Raw genomic sequence first — 20,381 nt, 5'->3', positions numbered from 1 at the left:
GTATCTTAATTATATAAGATACCTTTAATAAAAATTAGGCTAAGCTTTCAATAACGCCTCCACCTACTACTACATTTCCATCATAAAAAACTACTGATTGACCTTTTGTTATTGCTCTTTGTTTATCCTCAAAAGAAACCTTAACTTTACCATCTTTTAAAGGATAAATTTTAGCTTTAGCAGGTTTAGCTGCATATCTAACTTTAGCTTGAACTTCCATTTCACCCTCTAATTTTTCAAAAGGAATAAAATTAATATCTTTAGCTATTAGGTCAGTTTTAAATATTTTATCTTCTGATCCTATAACAACTTCATTAGTTCTAGGATTAATATCAATTACAAATACAGGTTTACCTAGTGCTAATCCTAATCCTTTTCTTTGACCTATAGTATAGTAAACAATCCCTTTATGTTTACCTACTATATTTCCTTTTTCATCAACGAAGTTACCAGGTTTTACTTCTGTTGGTCTAGCTTCTTTTATATATCTCCCATGGTCGTTATCATGTATAAAACATATTTCTTCACTATCTTTTTTGTTGTGAACTGCTAAACCTATTTCTTTTGCAATTTCTCTAATTTTATCTTTAGTGTAATCTCCACAAGGCATTAAAGTATGCGCTAATTGATCTTGAGTGAAATTGTATAAAGCATAAGTTTGGTCTTTTTTATCATCATCTGCTCTAATTAAAAGATGTCTTCCATCTCTTTCTTCTATCTTAGCATAATGACCTGTTGCTACGTATTCTGCCCCTATTCCCCTAGCTTTCATAAGTAACTCATCAAATTTCAAATACTTATTACAAGCTATACAAGGATTTGGAGTTTTTCCATCTATATACTCTTGAACAAAGTAATCTATTACTTTCTCTTTAAATGATTTTCTAAAGTTAAATACATAAAAAGGAATATCTAGCTTTTGTGCAACTCTTCTTGCGTCTTCTACAGCAGAAAGTGAGCAACATCCACCTTCTCTTTCTGAGAAATCATTATCTTCTTGCCAAACTTGCATTGTAATACCAATTACGTCGTATCCCTGTTCTTTTAAAAGGTAAGCAGCGACGGAACTATCCACTCCGCCGCTCATACCTACAACTACTTTTTTCTTTTCCATAGTTCTCTCCTATTCACCATGTACTTTGTCGTGTAAGTCTTCTCCGCTTTCATCCATATCCCAAGGCTCTAATCCTTGTTTTGATCTAAAGTCGTTTATAGCTTTATGTATAGCTTCTTCTGCTAATACTGAACAGTGCATTTTAACTGGTGGTAATCCATTTAAAGCTTCTGCAACGGCTTGATTTGATAATTTCCAAGCTTCTTCTATAGTAGCACCTTTGATTAACTCAGTTGCCATAGATGATGATGCTATTGCTGATCCACAACCAAATGTTTCAAATTTAACATCAGCTATTTTGTTATCTTCTATTTTTAAGTAAACTCTCATTATATCTCCGCATTTTGCGTTTCCAACTTCGCCTACTCCATCTGCATTTTCAATAACTCCTACGTTTCTAGGATTTCTAAAGTGATCCATTACTTTTTCTGTATATATCATAATTATTTATCTCCTTTTCTTTTAAAATCTGTCCAAAGTGGTGACATATTTCTAAGTCTTTCTATTATTGGTGGTACTGTTTCTAAAACGTAATCCACCTCTTCTTCTGTATTTTCATCACCTAGTGATAATCTTAAAGATCCATGTGCTTTTTCGTGTGGTAATCCTATTGCAAGTAGAACATGTGATGGATCCAGTGATCCTGAAGTACAAGCACTACCACTTGATGCACAAATTCCTTCAAAATCTAATGATAAAAGAATTGATTCTCCTTCAATAAACTCAAAACTTACGTTTACGTTACCTGGTAATCTTTTTTCTCCTCTAGGTCCATTTAATCTAGTATAAGGAATCTTTAATAGTCCATCTATTAATTTATCTCTTAATGATCTTAATTTAACATTATGCTCTTCTAAATTTTCTGTTGCAAGTTCTAAGGCTTTTGCCATTCCAACTATACTTGCTGTATTTTCAGTACCAGCTCTTCTATTTCTTTCTTGAGCTCCACCGTGAATAAGGTTATGAATTCTTATACCTTTTCTTACGTATAAAGCTCCAACACCTTTAGGTCCATAGAACTTATGTCCTGCCATTGATAATAAATCAATATTCATTTCTTCAACATCAACTGGAATATGTCCTACTGCTTGAACTGCATCTGTGTGGAATAAAATTTTCTTTTCTCTACAGATAGCACCTATTTCTTTTACAGGTTGAATAGTACCTATTTCGTTGTTTGCAAACATAATTGATACTAATATTGTTTTATCTGTTATTGCATTTTTTAAATCTTCTAATTTAACAAAACCTTCACTATCAACATCAAGATAAGTAACCTCAAAGCCATTTTTCTCTAAGTATGCACAAGTATGTAAAACTGCGTGATGCTCTACTTTTGTAGTAATTATATGATTTCCTTTGTTTTTGTAAGCTGATGCTATCCCTTTGATTGCCCAGTTATCTGCCTCTGAACCGCCACCTGTAAAGTAAATTTCATTTTCCTTACAGTTAATTGCTTTAGAGACTCTAGACCTAGCTTTCATCACTCCTTCTTGTACTTCTCTTGAAATACTATAAAATGATGATGGATTTCCAAATTTGCCTGTAAAATAAGGCATCATTTCTTCTAAAACTTCTGGCTTCACGTAAGTTGTTGCTGCGTGATCCATGTATACGTGCTTCATATATATTCACCTCTGTTAATTAAATTAATTCCTTCATTTTTTTCTTTCATTTCTTTATAATCATCAACTATATCTTGTAGTGTAATTGAATCCATTACGCTATCTATACTTGCTTTTATTTTTTTCCATAAGATTCTTGTAGCACAACAATCAACGTTTGTGCATTCTGCACCTTCGATGCAATCTGCAATTTCTATAGGTCCTTCTAAAACATACATAATATCAGACACCCTTATATCTTTTGGTTCTTTATTTAAAACATAACCACCTTGAGCGCCTCTAATGCTTCTTATTAATTTGGCTTTTCTTAAAGGACTAAATAGTTGTTCTAAATAGTACTCTGAAATGTTTTGTCTTTTCGAGATAGTTTTAATAGATACTGGCGACTCTCCATAGTTAATTGCTAAATCAACCATAGCCTTTACTCCATATCTACCTTTTGTTGATAATTTCATTTTCTCACCCCTAAAGTAGAGTAACTTACTACGATTTATGATTATATCTTAGCAAATCACTCGGTTATTGTCAATATTCATTATTATTTTTTAATTTTTATTTCTCTCCAGTACTCTGAAATAGCTCTTTCAAACTTGTTATTTCCAGGGTTGTAGTACTTTTCATCCTTAATTGATTCTGGCATATAATCTTGTTTTACATAAGAATTTTTAAAGTTATGAGGATATTTATATTCTACTCCTCTACCCAAATTCTTGGCTCCACTATAGTGAGCATCTTTTAAAAGCTTAGGTACTTCTGATATTTTTTTTGTTTCTAAATCTTTTAAAGCACTATCTATTGCAACAATTGCACTATTTGATTTAGGACTTGTAGAAAGTAAGATAGTTGCCTCAGCTAATGGGATTCTAGCTTCTGGAAAGCCAAGTTCTCTAGCTGAATCTACAAGAGACTTAACTATAGATGCACCTTGCGGGTAAGCAAGACCTATATCCTCTGACGCTATAACTTGAAGTCTTCTACAAATAGAAATTAAATCACCGGCTTTTACAAGTCTTGCTAAGTAGTGAATTGCAGCATCTGGGTCACTTCCCCTTATAGATTTTTGAAAAGCACTTAAAATATCATAATGATCATCACCATTTTTATCGTAACCAAAAACTTTAAGCTGAGAACTATCTTTAGCAACTTCAGTTGTTATATTTATGATTCCTTCTTTATTCGGGTTTGTAGAATTCATAGCTATTTCAATAGCGTTTAAACTTTTTCTTACATCGCCATTAGACATGTTAGAAAAATATTCATAAGCCTCATCTTCAACAACTACATTAAATGTTTCTAGTTCTTCATTTTGAATATCAACTGCTCTTTTCAATGCTTTTTTTATATCTATATTATCAAGTTCTTTAAATTCAAAAATAGTAGACCTTGAAAGTAAGGCTTTAAAGATATAATGATATGGATTTTCTGTAGTAGATGCTATTAATGTTATTCTTCCATCTTCAATATACTCTAGTAAGGATTGTTGCTGTTTTTTATTAAAATTTTGTATCTCATCTAAATATAATAGCACTCCATCTCTACCGATAAATGTATCTAACTCTTCTGTTATTTTTTGAATATCTTTTAAAGAAGCATTTGTTGCATTTAACTTATAAAACTTTTTATTCGCTTTGTTTGCAATAATATTTGCTACAGTAGTTTTACCAACTCCAGGTGGTCCATAAAAAATCATATTATTTATTATTCCACTTTTTACAATTCTATTTAAAATTTTATTTTCACCTAATATATGTTTTTGACCATATACTTCATACAGTTCTTTCGGTCTAATTTTTTCAGCTAATGGCTTTCTCATGATAACCTCCTAACATTTATTAAATTTATTATATCACAATTTTTTCACCATTAGCTTTACATAACTTTTCTTATTTAAAGTATGTTATATTAGCTTATTTAGATGAATTATTTTATAGTCCCCCTTTAATAAACACCATATAATTCTTATTTCTTTTATTTCAAAAAAAAAAATCCAAAGTAAACTTTGAATCTTAAAAATATCTATAATAGTTTTCATTCATATTTTTAGCCATAATTTCTAGAACTTCTGGGTCTGCCCTTTCTATAACTTCAAAGGTAAAACCGCAATATAAAAGTCCTAAAATAGGTAATGCTTTTATTTCTGCATCTGATAAACTGATTATACCAATACCTGTTAAGATACAAGAATAAATCCCGATTCGTTCTTTTGTGCAAAGTTTTAAAACTTTCTTTTTAATCCTTTTAGGAGTAGGGATAGTTATCGCTGTAATAATCATATAAACACTTAAAAAATTGCTTTCTTTAGTATTATATTAAATATTTGCAAGATTATTCTTCCAATATTTCCCAGTAAATAATTACTCTGCTTGAGTAAGTAATCTCTTTAAAATATCCATCATTTTAACGTCTTTAATTTCTAAAGAACCTATTAAAATTATACCTCTTACTTCTTCAAATGACCTATCCCAACTGTATGGAAGAAATCTCATTTTACTATCTTCTGGTAAAAACTCTTCTATTTCCATAGACGCCTCTTCAGCTGTTGCTAGGTATTCTTCAAATAATTCATCTTCTGTAAGAGAATCTATTTCAATCCCTTCTAATTCTTCGTTTAAAGCATCTATAGAAATTGAAAGATTATAAGCTGCTAAATCTTCTCTTTTAGTCCCCTTGCTCATATCTTTTAATACCTTAAACTCCGTATTATCTTCTATTGTTTTTTTTATATCTTTAGTATCCATTATTTCATTTCCAAAAACTATGTACATAAACATTCTCCTTTTTATTTGCATTATAGGCTAAGTATACAAAAATAAAAAGCTAAAGGCAAATAACCTTTAGCTAATATTTAAATTAAAGTAAACTTTCAACATGTCCTTTAACTTTTACTTTTCTGTATATATCTATTATTTTACCTTCTTCATCAATTACAAAAGTACTTCTTTCAATTCCAAAGACCTTTTTACCAAACATATTTTTCTCTTTAAGTACATCATATAATTTGCAAACTATCTCATCTTCATCAGATAGAAGAACAAATGGTAACTCATATTTATTTATAAATTTTTCATGTGATTTTAAATTATCACGGCTTACTCCTAAAATAACTGTGTTACTATCTATAAAGCTTTCATAGTGACTTTTAAAATCTTGTGCTTCTAAAGAGCATCCAGGTGTATTATCTTTTGGGTAAAAGTATAATATTACTCTCTTTCCTTTATAATCCTTTAAGCTATGCTCTTTGTTATCTGACCCCATAAGTTTAAATTCTGGCGCACTCATACCAACTTCTAATTCCATATTATCACCTCATATATTATTTAATAATTATTATTATATAATATATTATAAATAATATCAACTAGACAAATAAACTTCTATCACTAAGTTCATCTGTAAGCTTTACTTTATCAAATAATTTTAATAATTCATCTTTAGTTAGATTCTCCTTTTCTTCTTTAGATACATCTAAGACTATTTCCCCTTGGTGCATCATTATTAATCTATCTCCATAATTTAAAGCATATTTCAAATTATGAGTCACCATAATAGTTGTTATATTTTTTTCTTTTACAATCAAATCTGTTATTTCCATTATCTTTTTCGAAGTTTTAGGGTCTAGTGCTGCTGTATGCTCGTCTAATAAAAGTATTTTAGGATTTGACATAACTGATAATAAAAGTGTTAAAGCTTGCCTTTGCCCTCCAGATAGCGCACTTACCTTTTTATGAATTTTGTCTTCCATCCCTAAATCTAAATGATTTAATAATTCTTTATAATAATTTATTCTGCTTTTTTTGATTCCTAAACTTAATCCATACCTCTTTCCTTTATTATCTCCAAGTGCTAAATTTTGAAGTATAGTCATATTCGATGCAACCCCAAAGGATGGATTTTGATAAACTCTTCCTATATCTTTTGCTATTTTATATTCTTTTAATTTTGATACTTCTTTATCTTCTATATATATTTCTCCATAATCCGACCTTATAGTTCCTGAAATCAAATTTAACAAACTTGATTTCCCTGCTCCATTTGAACCTATAATCGATATAAATTCACCACTTTTTACATCTAAAGAAAAGTCTTTAAATAAATTATTTTCATTTATTGTATCTTTATTAAATATTTTATTTACTTTATTTATTCTAAGCATTACTTTTACCTCCAAAAAGAGATTTTACTTTAAAATTATTTAAACTAAGTGCAAAAATTATAAGTAACGCTGTTAATAATTTTAAATAATTCGGATTTAATCCAAGTTCTAAAGATAATTGTATAGCGCCATAATATAAAACAGTACCAAGTATCGCAAGAGTACTTAAATTAATAAAAGACAGCTTTTTAAATAAAGATACACCAATAATTACGCATGCAAGTCCTTTAACAACAATCCCACTTCCCATATTAACATCTGAAAAACCATTATATTGAGCAGTTAACGCACCAGATAATGCAACTAATGCATTGCTTATAACTAATCCTAAAAACTTTATTTTATTTTTACTTACCCCTAAAGCTGTGACAACTTGTTCGTTATCGCCTACTCCTATTAATAAAAAACCAATCTGAGTTTTCATAAAATAATCGAATATTAGTTTTACTATTATTAAAATTATTGAAATTATAAAGATACTCTTTAAATTGTTATTAAATATATTATTATCGCTAAATAAAGGTAAGTTAGATTTACCCATAATAAATAAATTTACAGAATATAATCCTATCATAACTAATATTCCAGACATTAAATTAGTTATTTTTAATTTAACATGTAAAATAGCTGTTATGCCACCTGCCATTCCACCTACGGCCATAGCTATAAACGTACTAACTAAATGATTAACCCCACTTACTATTAATGCACTTGCAACTGCTGCACCTAAAGGAAAGGTTCCATCAACTGAAAGGTCTGGAAAATCTAATATCTTATATGTTATATATACACCTATAGAAACTAGAGAAAATAAAAATGCTTGCTCTAATATATTTATAATAAGTCCCACTATTTTTCTCCTCCGTTTATAAATTCAGCCTTTTCTCTTATTTCTTTTGGAACTTCTATATTAAGTTCTTTAGCGACCTTTTCATTTATCTTTATTTTTAAATTATCTAAAGTTGTTATTTCTATTTCACTAGGTTTTTTCCCTTCAATTATTTCAATAGCTTTATTTCCAGCTTCCTTTCCAAGTTCATAATAATCAATACCAAGTGTAACTAATCCTCCAGCATTTATCATAGCTTCTTCAGCACCTAAAACTGGAATCTTTTTATCATTGCATATTTTGCCAACCAAAGAGTAAGATGAAGCAACTGTATTATCTGTTGGTGTATATAGCGCATCTATTTTATTTATTGCACTTTTTAAATTCTGATCTATTTCATTTACGTTAGTTATCCCAATTTCAACTACATCAATATTATTTTTACTTGCAGCATCTTTAAAATTATTTAATTGCACTACACTATTTGCTTCAGATGTGTTATATATAAAACCTATACTTTTAACATTCTTTACTAAAGATTTTAATAAATCTAACTGTTTGTCTATAGGTACCATATCAGATACTCCAGTTACATTATTTCCTGATGATTTAAAGCTTTTTGCAATTTTTGCACTTACAGGATCTGTAACTGCAGTAAATACTATTGGAATATCCTTTGTGCAATTGTATGCAGCCTGTGCAGCTGGCGTTGCTACTGCAAATATTAAATCCTTTTTACTATCTGTAAATTGTTTATTTATAGTTTGCGCCGTTTGAAAATCTCCTTGGGCATTTTTGTAGTCAATATCAATATTCTTTGAATTTTCATATCCTTTTTCTAAAAGTTTATCTTTAAACCCTTCATAAGCTTTATCTAAGGCATCGTGTTGTATAAGCTGACATACCCCTATATTTATTTTTTCCTTTTTCCCTTCTTTACTACTACAACCTACTAAACTAATTAAAATTGCTATACTTATAACCCCTATGACCTTTTTTCCTACCATAATACTTAACCTCCAAATTATTTTTTATTATATATATTTATAAAACAAAAATTTATATATTCTTTTTAGTTAAATATTTTATGTGAAAATAAAAAAAAAGGAGATAAAAATCTCCTTTTATAGCGGTATCGCTCTGTGTCCTATTCCAATTACAACTTCATCTAAGTGTAAAAGCCCTATACTTAAAAAGATACAAACAGAAATATGTTCGCCTTCTCTTGCTATTCCTATTTTTCCACCAACATTTTGTCCACTTGCCCTTTTTTGAACATCCATAAGAGCATCTCTTGTCGCTCCAATTATCGCTCCCTCGTGCAAATGTTCTTCTCTTATAAGTCCATTTCTTTTAGATGCTACTAAAGCTCTTTCTAGTATTTTACTTATAGAATCATTTATGTTGCCGCCAATATTTACAGCTGTAACTAAAACATCTGTTTCTTTGTACTTCTTTTTTAAATACTCTTCTTCTTCCCTTGATGAAATTGCCATTCTTGTTGCAATCTTTGCAACCTCTGCACTGGTATTTTTCATATTACACTCCAATTACTTAATGCCAATAGATAGCATTACATATTCTTCAATTATCCTAATATAACTTTCACTATTAAATTCTATATCTATTATGTCACCTTTAATATATTCAACATATCTTTCTAAAACTATATTTAAAGCAGTTTTGAAAGTCTGTGTTTTATTAACTTTAAATTTTTTATATCTTTTACTTTCCGAGAGCGTATTATATATACTATTTACTCCTTTTACGAAAACATCTTCATCTTTTATAAAGTTAGATGCAAGACCTATTAAAGCGTATATATAATTATCAAAGGAAACATCATCTCTCATAAGTAAACATTTAATTCTTAGTGCTTTTTCTATTTTACTTTCTAATAATTCACCTTCTAACTTTGAAGGGTCCTCTTCTGAGATAAGTAACGTATAGTAAAATAATTCCGAATCACTAACATCTTTGATGTTTGCTAAATCGAAACATTTATCTATTAATTTCACGTTTTCATAAATGTCTATAAAAGAATCTTGCATTAAAGATAAATATGATATTAAAAGATAATCTTTTTTAAATTCTTTTAAATTATCTATTTCTGATACTTTAGAAAATATCTTTTTAAACCTTTCTAAAGAGTCTTTTAGTTCATCTTCTTTAACACGCTTTGATAATAAAAATGAAGCATAAATTAGTTTTTGACAAGGGGTTATTCCTTCAAGAAGTAACATATCATAAATATATCTAGTATTATTAAAAACCTCTTTATAATCTTCTCTATCATTCATAATAGTAGAAAACACTTTAGAGAATTTACCTCTAAAGGGAGAATTAAATTTAGTTTTTCCTTTGATATATCTTCTAATCTCCTTAACTTTAACAAAATCTAAAGATTCATTAGTTTCTGATGAAATCAATGCACCAAGGGATGCTATTTCTTTTTTATCACATCTCATGTTCTTTTTAAATTCATATAAAAACTCAATATATACTTTTACTTTCTCTTTCAGCTCAATATCCATTTAATTAATCATCCTCAATAATAAATAGTTTCTTTTTATTATATAATATTTCTAAAATTTATTCTATGTTAAACATAAACATATTTACACTTTATTAATTTATATAAAACTTAGCACAGCCCCCATATGTTATTTACTTTACACAAAAAGAGTGAGGGAATACCTCACTCTTTAAAAATCACTTCCATAACTTCTATACTTTTTATATCTTTCTTCTAATAAATCATCAATTGATTTATCTTTTAACTTTTCTAATTCTAATGTTATTGACTTTTTTAAAGATGTTGCCATTTTAGTAGGATTTTTATGTGCTCCTCCATTTGGTTCCTTTACTATAAAATCTATAACTTTAAAATTTATTAAATCTTGCGCTGTTATTTTCATAACTTCACTAGCTTCTTTTACTCTCGTTCCATCTTTCCATAAGATAGATGCAAATCCTTCAGGCGATAAAATAGAGTATACTGAGTGTTCAAGCATTCCAATAGAATCACCTACTGCTAAAGCTAAAGCCCCTCCACTTCCGCCTTCTCCTGTTATAACTGATATAATTTGAGTTCTTAACTTACTCATTTCAAAAAGGTTAGTTGCAATTGCGGCACCTTGACCCCTCTCTTCAGCATCAACTCCGCAAAAAGCACCAGGAGTATCAATAAAACATATAACAGGCCTTTTGAATTTTTCTGCTTGCTTCATAAGTCTTAAAGCTTTCCTATAACCTTCTGGTCTTGGCATACCAAAGTTACACTCTATATTTTCTTTAGTATTTGATCCTTTAGTTATTGCAATAACAGTAACTGGAGTTTTATTAAGCATTCCAATTCCACCTACAATAGCCTTATCATCACCAAAGTTTCTATCTCCGTGAAATTCTATAAACTCTTCTATTATATTATCTATATAATATTTTCCAGTCGGTCTATCTTTATGTCTTGCAACATTAACTTTTTCAAATGAAGAAATTGTTTTAATTCTTGCTCTATTCATATCCACATCCCCCATGTATTTTAAGTATTTTATATACATAAGTTCTTAAATTATTTCTGTCTACTATTTTATCTACAAATCCTTTTTGAAGTAAGAACTCAGCAGTTTGAAAATCATCTGGAAGAGTCTCTTTTATTGTATTTTCTATAACTCTTCTTCCTGCAAATCCAACTAAAGCTCTAGGCTCACTTAAAATAATATCGCCTTCCATAGCAAAAGATGCCGTAACCCCACCAGTTGTAGGGTGTGTTAGGATCGTTATATTTAATAAACCTTTTTCACTATGCCTTGCTAGTGCAGCACTAACTTTTGCCATTTGCATAAGAGATAGTATTCCCTCTTGCATTCTTGCACCACCTGATGTTGTAAATATGATTAAAGGAAGTTCTTCTTTAGTTGCAAGTTCTACTATCCTAGTTATCTTTTCTCCTACAACAGTTCCCATACTTCCCATCATAAAATAACTATCCATAACGGCAGTACAAACCTTTATTCCATTTATATAAGAAACTCCAGTTACCACACCTTCTAGACTATCTGTGCTTTTTAAAGCTTTAGTTATTTTTTCTTCGTATCCTTCAAAATCTAATGGATTTTTAGTTCTTAAATATCTATCATATTCAGTAAATTTATCCTTATCAAAAAACAGATTAATTCTTTCTTTTGCCCTAAGTTTAAAGTGATAATTACATTTTTTGCAAACATAATTATTACTTACTAAATCTTCATGATAAATAATAGAGTGGCAATCTTCACATTTAGTCCACATACCAGACGGAATATTTGGTTTGTTTTCTAAAGATTCTGTATTACCTTTTATAGTTGCATATTTTTTCTTTTTTGAAAACAAATCTTTAAGCATTTCTAGTCACCAACTTCTTTCCTAAAAAAGAGGTATCATAATCTCCTCTTAAGAATTCTTCTAGTTCTAAAATCCAATATTGAAATTCTATATTAGTTTTAACGCCACCTACACCAAATTCACTAAGGGCTCTCTTCATTTTTATTATAGCTTCTTCTCTATTTTCTCCGTAGGCTATAAGTTTTGCTATCATAGAATCATAGCAATGAGGTATTTTATATCCACAATAAACAGCTGAATCTAGTCTAATTCCAAGTCCTCCTGGTAAATAAAGCTCATCTATCACCCCAGGACAAGGTCTAAAATCATTAAATGGATCTTCTGCATTAATTCTACACTCAATCGCATGACCTGTTATTTTAATATCATCTTGAGTTAGATTTAGCCTTTCTCCACTTGCAATTTTTATCTGCTCCTTAACAATATCTACACCTGTAATCATCTCCGTTATAGGGTGTTCAACTTGAATTCTAGTATTCATTTCCATAAAGTAGTAGTTATTATCTTTATCAAATAAAAACTCTATTGTTCCTGCATTTTTATAATTAACTGCTTTAGCCGCTCTTTTTGCAATCTCGCCCATCTCTTCTCTAGTTTTTTCGTTTAAAACTGAAGATGGTGCTTCTTCTAAAACCTTTTGATTTTTTCTTTGAAGAGAACATTCTCTCTCTCCTAAATGTATTACATTCCCATATTCATCTGCTAATATTTGAAATTCTATATGTCTTGGTTCTTCTACGAACTTCTCAATATATAAAGTGTCATCCCCAAAACATGCACTTGATTCTGCTTTTGCAGTTTTATATCCCTTTAAAAATTCTGCATCATCTTTAGCGATTCTAATACCTTTACCGCCTCCACCTGCTGCAGCCTTTATCATAACTGGATACCCTATTTCCTTTGCTATATCTAGAGCATGATCTTCACTTTCAATAGTCCCTTCAAACCCTGGTACTACTGGTACATCTGCTTTCTTCATTACTTCTCTAGCACGCGCTTTATTACCCATAAGTTCAATTGACTCATAGTCTGGACCTATAAATTTTATATTACATTCCTTGCACATCTTAGAAAATTTAGCATTTTCAGAAAGAAAGCCAAATCCAGGATGAATTGCATCGGCACCTGTAAGAACACATGCACTAAGTATATTAGTTATATTTAAATAACTATCTTTTGCAAGAGCTCCTCCTATACATACAGCCTCATCAGCTATTTGTGTATGAAGTGCTTCTTTGTCTATATCAGAATAAACAGCTACAGTTTGAATTCCAAGTTCTCTACACGCTCTTATTATTCTAACTGCTATTTCACCTCTATTTGCTATTAGTACCTTTTTAAACATAATTTTCACCTATCCTATTGCAAACATAATTTGAGCTTCGCAAACTTTCTTTCCATCTACAGTTGCTACACCATTTCCTATGCCTATTTTTCCTCTTAGTTTAACTATTTCACAGCTAAGTTCTAATTTATCTCCTGGAACTACAGGTTTTCTAAATTTTACTTTATCAGCCCCAGCAAAGAAAGGAATTTTTCCTTTAAATTCTTCTCTGCTAAGAATTGCAACTGCACCTACTTGTGCTATAGCTTCAAGAATTAAAACTCCTGGCATTACAGGTTCTTCTGGAAAATGCCCTTGAAAAAAATTATCATTTATTGTTACATTCTTATAACCTACAACTTTTTCTTCATTAAGTTCAGTTATTCTATCTACTAAAAGAAATGGATATCTATGTGGTAGTATTTCTTTAATCTCTTTAATATTTAACATTTATTAAGCCTCCTCAATTCTAAAAAGTGGAGTTCCAAACTCAACCATATCGCCATCTTCAACTAAAACTTCAGTGATTTTTCCATTACTTTCACTTTCTATTTCATTCATAAGTTTCATAGCTTCAATAATGCAGATAACATCACCTTTATTTACGTTAGCCCCTAAAGTTACAAATGGATCAGAATCCGGAGAAGCTTTTGCATAAAAAGTTCCAACCATAGGTGAAGTTATTATTTTCCCGCCTTTTTCTTCTTTAGGAGTAATATCATTTGCTTTAACTTCCTTTACTTCATTTAAAACTTTGTCATTCGTCTTAACTAAAGGAAGCTCTAAACTTTTAACTTCTTTAAAACTTTCACTTCTATTCATTGATTTATCCATTTTTAATGATATCTCTGAATTATTTAATTCAAAATATGCTAAATCTGAATCATTTATAAGATTAATTAATTCTTTTACTTCATTTATATTCATTTTTAAATCCTCCTAGTTTTCGCTCCACTTTTTAAATAGTAAAGTAGCATTGTGTCCACCAAAACCTAATGAGTTTGTTAAAGCATAATTAACTTCTTCATCTCTTCCACCTGTGCTTACATAATCTAAATCGCAATCTTCATCTTTTTCTTCTAAACCGATAGTAGGTGGAACAAAGTTTTCTAAAAGTGATTCTACGCAAATTATCGCTTCAATAGCACCTGCTGCCCCAAGTAAATGCCCTGTCATCGATTTTGTTGATGAAACTGGGATTTTATAAGCATATTCACCGAATGCTTTTTTAATTGCAGCCGTTTCGAATCTATCGTTTAATGGAGTTGATGTTCCGTGTGCATTAATATAAGAAACTTCCTCTTTTTCTATATTTGCTTCATTAATAGCTTCTAGCATAGCTCTTGCAGCACCCTCTCCATCTGGGTCTGGTGAAGTTATATGGTATGCATCACAAGTGCTTCCATATCCAACAACCTCAGCTAAAATTTTAGCACCTCTTTTTTTAGCAGATTCTAAAGATTCTAAAACAAGAATTCCAGCACCTTCTCCCATAACAAATCCACTTCTTTCTTTATCAAAAGGAATAGATGCTCTCTTAGGATCATTAGAAGAATTTAGTGCTTTTAAACTTGCAAAACCTTCTATACCTATTTTAGTTATTGGAGCCTCAACTCCACCAGCTAACATTACATCTGCATAACCATGCTTAATTTGTCTAAAAGCTTCACCTATTGAATTTGTACCTGTAGCACAAGCTGTAACTACTGATGTTGAAGGTCCTTTTAAACCATATTTAATAGAGATATTTCCAGCTGCCATATTAATTATTGCCATAGGAATAAAAAATGGTGAAACCCTTCTTGAGCTTCCTCCTGCCATTTTAGAGATTTCTGTTTCTATAGTTTGAAACCCTCCAATACCAGATCCTACAATAACTCCTATTCTTTCTTTATCCATATTATCTAAGTCTAAATTAGCTGATTCTATAGCTTCTTTAGCTGAAACTAAAGCAAATTGACAAAATCTATCTAATCTTTTACTTTCTTTTCTATCTAAATACTCTGTTGGATCAAAGTCTTTAACTTCACCTGCTATTTTAACAGAAACTTCATCCTTATTTACCAAAGTAACGTAATCTATTCCTAATTTACCAGCTTTTGCGTTATTCCAAAAATCACTTACATTATTTCCTATAGGAGTTAATGCTCCCATTCCTGTAACTACAACTCTTCTATCCATAATTTCACCTCTACATTACCATTCCGCCATCTACATTTATAACCTGACCTGTTATATATGATGACTCTTCTGAAGCTAAAAATGCTACTAAGTTTGCAACATCTTCCGCTTCTCCTAATCTTCTAAGTGGTATGTTTTTCTTTATTTCGTCTTTATACTTATCATTTAAATCATTAGTCATGTCTGTTTGAATAAATCCTGGTGCTACCGCATTTACAGTAATACCTCTACTACCAACTTCTTTTGCTAATGACTTTGTCATTCCAATTACTCCAGCTTTTGATGCAGCATAATTTACTTGACCTGCATTTCCAATTAGTCCAATTACAGATGAAAGATTTATAATCTTTCCACTCTTTTGTCTAACCATAATTGGAGTAATTTCTTTTAAACAATTAAATACCCCTTTTAAATTTACATCAATAACACTATCAAAATCTTCTTCTTTCATTCTTAAAAGTAAGGTATCTTTCGTTATTCCAGCATTATTTACCATAATATCAATTTTTCCAAACTTTTCTTTTGCAGCTTTAAGCATATCTGATACTTCATTTATATTTTGAATGTCACATTTATATACAAGAACTTCTACGTTCATATCTTCTAATTCATTTTTTAATTCTGAAGCTTCTTTTTCACTACTTCTATAATTTATAACAATATTTGAACCTGCCTTTGCTAATCTTTTAGCTATAGCCCTTCCAATTCCTCTTGAAGCTCCTGTAACTACAGAACATTTACCTTTTAACATATAAACCTCCTATTATTTATTCTTTAAATGCATCTATACATTCATTTAAAGAATTAACATCATAAACATTAAATACTTTTGCTTTTCTATCTATTTTTTTTACAAACCCTTTTAGAGTTTTTCCAGGGCCGATTTCTATAAATGTATCGACACCTTTATCTAACATATCTCTAATAGTTTTTTCAAATAAGACTGGGCTTTTTATGTGATTTTTTAATAACTCTCTTTTATTGTCACCTTTTTCATAAGGTAAACCTTTAACGTTTGAATAGATGACTTTATCTTCATCTACAAAATCTACATTTTGTAATTCTTTCATAAAATCACAACTAGCCTCTTCTAAAAGTGAGCTATGAAAAGGTCCACTTACATTAAGTAATATTCCCATACCACCAAGTTCTTTAGCTATATTAACACTTTCTTCTACAGGTTTATTTTCACCTGATACTACAATTTGACCTGGGCAATTATAATTTGCACCTTCGATAATTCCAAATTCACTACATCTATTTAATAATTCCTTTGTTTTCTCTTCATTTAATTTAAGGATAGCTGCCATTTTCCCAAGTCCTTTAGGAAGGGAGCTTCCCATTATTTTTCCTCTTTCTTTTACAAGCTTTAAACCATCTTCAAAAGATATTGCACCACCGTAAATTAAAGAACCATATTCACCAAGGCTTAGTCCGGCTGTGTACTTTCCATAAATCCCAGCTTCTTTTAATCCTTCTAAAGCAAGGATTGATGCTAAAAGAATTGCCGGCTGTGCATTTTCAGTTTTTTTAAGTTCTTCATCTGTCCCGTTAAACATTAAGTTTTCCATATCCATATCTAATATTTCACTAGATTTTAAGAATATTTCTTTGCATCTTGGAATGCTTTCATAAAAATCTTTTCCCATTCCTACTTCTTGACTACCTTGACCTACAAATAAAAATGCTACGTTATCTTTAATCATTTAATCCTCCAAAATTATCTATAACCTTTTTAGCTCCATTTATTAAATCTTCTATTATTTCTTTGCAAGATTCTTCTTTAGTTACAAGTCCTGCTATTTGACCTGCCATAACTGATCCATTTATAATATCTCCAGTTACTGCAGCAAGGGGTAAAGTACCTTTCCCAAGTTCTTCAAGTTCGTCAACTGAAGCACCACTTTTTTCAAGCTTTTGGAATTCTCTTGATAATTTATTTTTTAATACTCTTACAGGATGACCAGTTGCTCTACCAGTAACATCAGTATCTATATCTTTCGCTTTTAAAACTTTGTCCTTGTAGTTTTGATGAACAGTACATTCCTTTGCAACTAAAAATCTAGTTCCAAGCTGAACGCCCTCTGCTCCAAGCATTAAAGATGCAGCAACTCCTCTTCCATCTGCTATTCCACCAGCTGCTATTACTGGAATTTTTACAGAGTCTACAACTTGAGGAATTAGTGACATAGTTGTTAACTGTCCAACGTGCCCTCCTGATTCAGTTCCTTCTGCTATTATCGCATCTGCACCTGACTTTTCCATTCTTTTAGCTAGTGCTACTGATGCAACAACCGGTATTACTTTTATTCCGTGTGATTTCCACATATCCATATACTTTCCTGGGCTTCCAGCTCCAGTTGTTACTACAGGAACTTTTTCATCACAAACTAATTTTGCTACTTCGTCAACATGAGGCGACATAAGCATTATGTTCACTCCAAACGGTTTATTAGTTAACTTTTTTGCTTTTCTTATCTCATCTCTTATCCATTCAATTGGAGCTGTACCTGTTATTAGTCCTAGCCCTCCAGCTTCGCTTACTCCTGCAGCAAGTGATGCATCAGCAATCCATGCCATCCCCCCTTGCAGCACTGGATATTCTATATTTAACATTTCACAAACTCTATTTTTCATAAAAGTTCCTCCTAAAATTACTTAAAAATATAATTAAAATCGGGTTCTTTAAGAGCCCGATTTTTAAATATTTTAAAAGATCTATAATTACTCGCCTTTTTGTGCTTTAACGTAATCTACAGCATCTTTTACACTCTTAATATTTTCAGCATTTTCTAATTGTATTCCGTATTTTTCTTCTATTTCTATAACAACTTGGAATAAGTCTAATGAATCTGCTCCTAAATCTTCAAATGTTGTTTCAAGAGTTACTTCACTTTCCTCTACTCCTAATTGATCACATACTACTTCTCTTATTTCTTCAAATATCATTTTTGTTACCTCCAAAAAATTTAAATTTATTTTTTTATTTAAAGCTTTCTTAGCTTTTTACCATTCTACTAGGATTGAACCACAAGTCAATCCTCCACCAAAACCAACTAATATGATTTTGTCTCCTTTTTTAAGTAATCCTTTTTCAAAACATTCATTTAGTGCTATTGGCACTGATGCTGATGATGTATTACCTACTTTTTCTAAATTTATATAAAACTTTTCTTTATCTAAATTAAGTTTTTTAGCTGCATATTCAATAATTCTAACGTTTGCTTGATGTGGAATAATATATTTTATATCTGATATATCTACTCCCGTATCTTTAACTACATTAATTATAGAGTCTACCATAGCGCGAGTTGCAAACTTAAATACCTCTTGCCCATTCATTTGTATATACTTATTTTTTATTTCTTTATCCTTAACAAATGGGTTTATTACATCAATGGCGTTTGATACTAAAGCATCTCCTTTTTCACCATCTGATATAGTAAATGTATTTATTATACCTTTTTCATCACTAGCTACTGCTTCTACTATGCAAGCTCCTCCACCGTCTCCAAATAAAACACAAGTTCTTCTATCAGTCCAGTCTACTATTTTTGAAAGAGTTTCTGCACCAACTACTAATGCCTTATTATACTTTCCACACTTTAGTAAACCCATACATACTTCTAATGCATAAATAAATCCAGTACAGGCAGCATTTATATCAAAAGCTGTTGCTTTTTTTGCACCTATTTCTTTTTGGACCATACACGCAACAGAAGGTGTAAATGAATCAGGAGTTATTGTAGCTACTATAATTAAATCAATGTCTTCTCCTTTTAAATTTGCTCTTTCTAAGGCTATCTTAGAAGCCTCAAGAGCAATGTTTGAAGTATTTTCACCAGTTGAAACTCTTCTTTCACTTATTCCAGTTCTTTCAACTATCCATTGATCGTTAGTTTCTACAAGTTCACTCAAATCGTTATTTGTTACGATTTTGGGAGGTAAATATGCGCCTATGCTACTTATCTTTACTTCTTTCATATTTTTTCTCCTTAATCTTTTAAATTATACTCGACTTTAAAGAATTCATTTAATCTTTCAAGTGATGATATTAGGACTTTTTCTTCCTCAGGTGATAATCCTTCTATAGTTGCATTAATCATATCGTTATGAAACTTTTCATGCAATCTATATGCAAGCTTTCCTCTTTTAGTAAGTTTTATTAAAACGACTCTTCTATCTTCTTCAATTCTCTTTCTTTCAACATAACCTTTTTTGATAAGTTTGTTTATTGCAGTTGTAAGTGTTCCTACTGTTATTTTTAAAGTTTGAGCAACTTCTGACATAGTTTTTTCAGAATACATACCTATTGCATCTAAAGTGTGAATCTCAGTAACTGACAAATCGTTTAAAACCCCTTGCTTTAATGCTTGCTCTTCGATTTGAAGTATATCGTTAAATATTTGCACTAATAATTCATTTAATATCTGTTTTTTCTTTTCCATTTTAAATAAGTCCTCCATTTTGTTCATTTAATAAGCTAATTATAATAATAATTCCTTTCACCTGATAATTCAATCCATGTCAAATATTTTATAAATCAAATCCTTTGATAATCAAACTATAATATATTCAAAGTGTTTTGTCAATTAAATATTTTGATATTCAAACTTATTTATTTTTTCTTAATAATTTACATTATCACTAAAGCCTAGTGTTTACAGACTTCCATGCTAAATAACTTTTAAACTAACTAATTTTCTTCTGCGTAACTATTTGCTTATTTAAAGGATTTTATTTTAAAGTTACATAATAATTTTATAAATTAC

The 20,381-nt window shown here is 30.2% G+C and carries 25 protein-coding genes; all 25 read right to left on the bottom strand.

Annotated elements, in window-relative coordinates; genetic code table 11:
• Window positions 1-34: 34 nt before the first annotated feature.
• The 25 genes from mnmA to INR60_RS04130 all read right to left on the bottom strand — a co-directional run bounded on the left by mnmA (window position 35) and on the right by INR60_RS04130 (window position 20,057).
• Complete coding sequence (gene mnmA, locus INR60_RS04250; RefSeq protein ID WP_194190232.1) at window positions 35-1,114, bottom strand: tRNA 2-thiouridine(34) synthase MnmA; 1,080 nt, start codon at window positions 1,112-1,114, stop codon at window positions 35-37.
• A gap of 9 nt (window positions 1,115-1,123) precedes the next feature.
• Window positions 1,124-1,555, bottom strand: coding sequence for a Fe-S cluster assembly scaffold protein NifU (gene nifU, locus INR60_RS04245; protein WP_194190231.1), 432 nt, complete (start codon window positions 1,553-1,555; stop codon window positions 1,124-1,126).
• Between the two features lie 2 nt (window positions 1,556-1,557).
• Complete coding sequence (nifS, locus tag INR60_RS04240; protein ID WP_194190230.1) at window positions 1,558-2,739, bottom strand: cysteine desulfurase NifS; 1,182 nt, start codon at window positions 2,737-2,739, stop codon at window positions 1,558-1,560.
• Window positions 2,736-3,194 carry an RrF2 family transcriptional regulator gene (locus tag INR60_RS04235; protein ID WP_194190229.1) on the bottom strand — a complete coding sequence of 153 codons (459 nt, stop codon included), beginning with the start codon at window positions 3,192-3,194 and terminating at the stop codon, window positions 2,736-2,738. Before INR60_RS04235 ends, nifS begins: the two co-directional genes overlap by 4 nt.
• Window positions 3,195-3,277: 83 nt before the next feature.
• Window positions 3,278-4,552, bottom strand: a complete 1,275-nt coding sequence (locus INR60_RS04230) for a replication-associated recombination protein A (RefSeq protein ID WP_194190228.1) — start codon at window positions 4,550-4,552, stop codon at window positions 3,278-3,280.
• A gap of 193 nt (window positions 4,553-4,745) precedes the next feature.
• Window positions 4,746-5,012, bottom strand: coding sequence for a hypothetical protein (locus tag INR60_RS04225; RefSeq protein WP_194190227.1), 267 nt, complete (start codon window positions 5,010-5,012; stop codon window positions 4,746-4,748).
• A gap of 81 nt (window positions 5,013-5,093) precedes the next feature.
• Window positions 5,094-5,504, bottom strand: coding sequence for a hypothetical protein (locus INR60_RS04220; RefSeq protein ID WP_194190226.1), 411 nt, complete (start codon window positions 5,502-5,504; stop codon window positions 5,094-5,096).
• 85 nt (window positions 5,505-5,589) lie between these two features.
• The gene (locus INR60_RS04215) at window positions 5,590-6,036 is read right to left on the bottom strand and encodes a peroxiredoxin (protein WP_194190225.1); all 447 of its coding nucleotides are present in this window, start codon (window positions 6,034-6,036) and stop codon (window positions 5,590-5,592) included.
• A gap of 61 nt (window positions 6,037-6,097) precedes the next feature.
• The gene (locus INR60_RS04210; RefSeq protein WP_194190224.1) at window positions 6,098-6,892 is read right to left on the bottom strand and encodes an ABC transporter ATP-binding protein; all 795 of its coding nucleotides are present in this window, start codon (window positions 6,890-6,892) and stop codon (window positions 6,098-6,100) included.
• On the bottom strand, window positions 6,885-7,742 hold the full coding sequence (locus INR60_RS04205; RefSeq protein WP_194190223.1) for an ABC transporter permease subunit: 858 nt from the start codon (window positions 7,740-7,742) through the stop codon (window positions 6,885-6,887). The genes INR60_RS04210 and INR60_RS04205 overlap by 8 nt, the downstream gene beginning before the upstream one ends.
• Entirely contained in the window at window positions 7,742-8,728 is a 987-nt protein-coding gene (locus INR60_RS04200) for an ABC transporter substrate-binding protein (protein WP_194190222.1), read from the bottom strand. The genes INR60_RS04205 and INR60_RS04200 overlap by 1 nt, the downstream gene beginning before the upstream one ends.
• 117 nt (window positions 8,729-8,845) lie before the next feature.
• Entirely contained in the window at window positions 8,846-9,259 is a 414-nt protein-coding gene (locus tag INR60_RS04195; protein WP_194190221.1) for a HutP family protein, read from the bottom strand.
• 12 nt (window positions 9,260-9,271) lie between these two features.
• The gene (locus INR60_RS04190; RefSeq protein WP_194190220.1) at window positions 9,272-10,255 is read right to left on the bottom strand and encodes a DUF4003 family protein; all 984 of its coding nucleotides are present in this window, start codon (window positions 10,253-10,255) and stop codon (window positions 9,272-9,274) included.
• Between the two features lie 171 nt (window positions 10,256-10,426).
• Window positions 10,427-11,242, bottom strand: coding sequence for an acetyl-CoA carboxylase carboxyltransferase subunit alpha (locus INR60_RS04185; protein WP_194190219.1), 816 nt, complete (start codon window positions 11,240-11,242; stop codon window positions 10,427-10,429).
• Window positions 11,235-12,104: an acetyl-CoA carboxylase, carboxyltransferase subunit beta gene (gene accD, locus INR60_RS04180; protein WP_194190218.1), complete on the bottom strand. Its 870-nt coding sequence runs from the start codon at window positions 12,102-12,104 to the stop codon at window positions 11,235-11,237. The genes INR60_RS04185 and accD overlap by 8 nt, the downstream gene beginning before the upstream one ends.
• Entirely contained in the window at window positions 12,097-13,449 is a 1,353-nt protein-coding gene (locus tag INR60_RS04175) for an acetyl-CoA carboxylase biotin carboxylase subunit (RefSeq protein ID WP_194190217.1), read from the bottom strand. The genes accD and INR60_RS04175 overlap by 8 nt, the downstream gene beginning before the upstream one ends.
• Before the next feature lie 9 nt (window positions 13,450-13,458).
• A complete protein-coding gene (gene fabZ / locus INR60_RS04170; protein WP_194190216.1) occupies window positions 13,459-13,878 on the bottom strand; it encodes a 3-hydroxyacyl-ACP dehydratase FabZ in 420 nt (139 codons plus the stop codon).
• A gap of 3 nt (window positions 13,879-13,881) precedes the next feature.
• Complete coding sequence (gene accB / locus INR60_RS04165; RefSeq protein ID WP_194190215.1) at window positions 13,882-14,355, bottom strand: acetyl-CoA carboxylase biotin carboxyl carrier protein; 474 nt, start codon at window positions 14,353-14,355, stop codon at window positions 13,882-13,884.
• 12 nt (window positions 14,356-14,367) lie between these two features.
• Complete coding sequence (gene fabF, locus INR60_RS04160; protein WP_194190214.1) at window positions 14,368-15,609, bottom strand: beta-ketoacyl-ACP synthase II; 1,242 nt, start codon at window positions 15,607-15,609, stop codon at window positions 14,368-14,370.
• Between the two features lie 10 nt (window positions 15,610-15,619).
• Entirely contained in the window at window positions 15,620-16,360 is a 741-nt protein-coding gene (gene fabG / locus INR60_RS04155) for a 3-oxoacyl-[acyl-carrier-protein] reductase (RefSeq protein WP_194190213.1), read from the bottom strand.
• A gap of 16 nt (window positions 16,361-16,376) precedes the next feature.
• Entirely contained in the window at window positions 16,377-17,315 is a 939-nt protein-coding gene (gene fabD, locus INR60_RS04150; protein ID WP_194190212.1) for an ACP S-malonyltransferase, read from the bottom strand.
• Window positions 17,308-18,246: an enoyl-[acyl-carrier-protein] reductase FabK gene (gene fabK / locus INR60_RS04145; RefSeq protein WP_194190211.1), complete on the bottom strand. Its 939-nt coding sequence runs from the start codon at window positions 18,244-18,246 to the stop codon at window positions 17,308-17,310. The genes fabD and fabK overlap by 8 nt, the downstream gene beginning before the upstream one ends.
• Before the next feature lie 87 nt (window positions 18,247-18,333).
• The gene (gene acpP / locus INR60_RS04140) at window positions 18,334-18,558 is read right to left on the bottom strand and encodes an acyl carrier protein (protein ID WP_194190210.1); all 225 of its coding nucleotides are present in this window, start codon (window positions 18,556-18,558) and stop codon (window positions 18,334-18,336) included.
• A gap of 57 nt (window positions 18,559-18,615) precedes the next feature.
• The gene (locus INR60_RS04135; RefSeq protein ID WP_194190209.1) at window positions 18,616-19,593 is read right to left on the bottom strand and encodes a beta-ketoacyl-ACP synthase III; all 978 of its coding nucleotides are present in this window, start codon (window positions 19,591-19,593) and stop codon (window positions 18,616-18,618) included.
• An 11-nt stretch (window positions 19,594-19,604) separates the two neighbouring features.
• The gene (locus INR60_RS04130; protein WP_194190208.1) at window positions 19,605-20,057 is read right to left on the bottom strand and encodes a MarR family winged helix-turn-helix transcriptional regulator; all 453 of its coding nucleotides are present in this window, start codon (window positions 20,055-20,057) and stop codon (window positions 19,605-19,607) included.
• Window positions 20,058-20,381 lie beyond the last annotated feature (324 nt).

The sequence above is a fragment of the Clostridium chrysemydis genome (assembly GCF_015234215.1).
Lineage (GTDB): Bacteria > Bacillota > Clostridia > Clostridiales > Clostridiaceae > Clostridium > Clostridium chrysemydis.
This window is presented reverse-complemented; position numbering and strand designations above follow the sequence as displayed.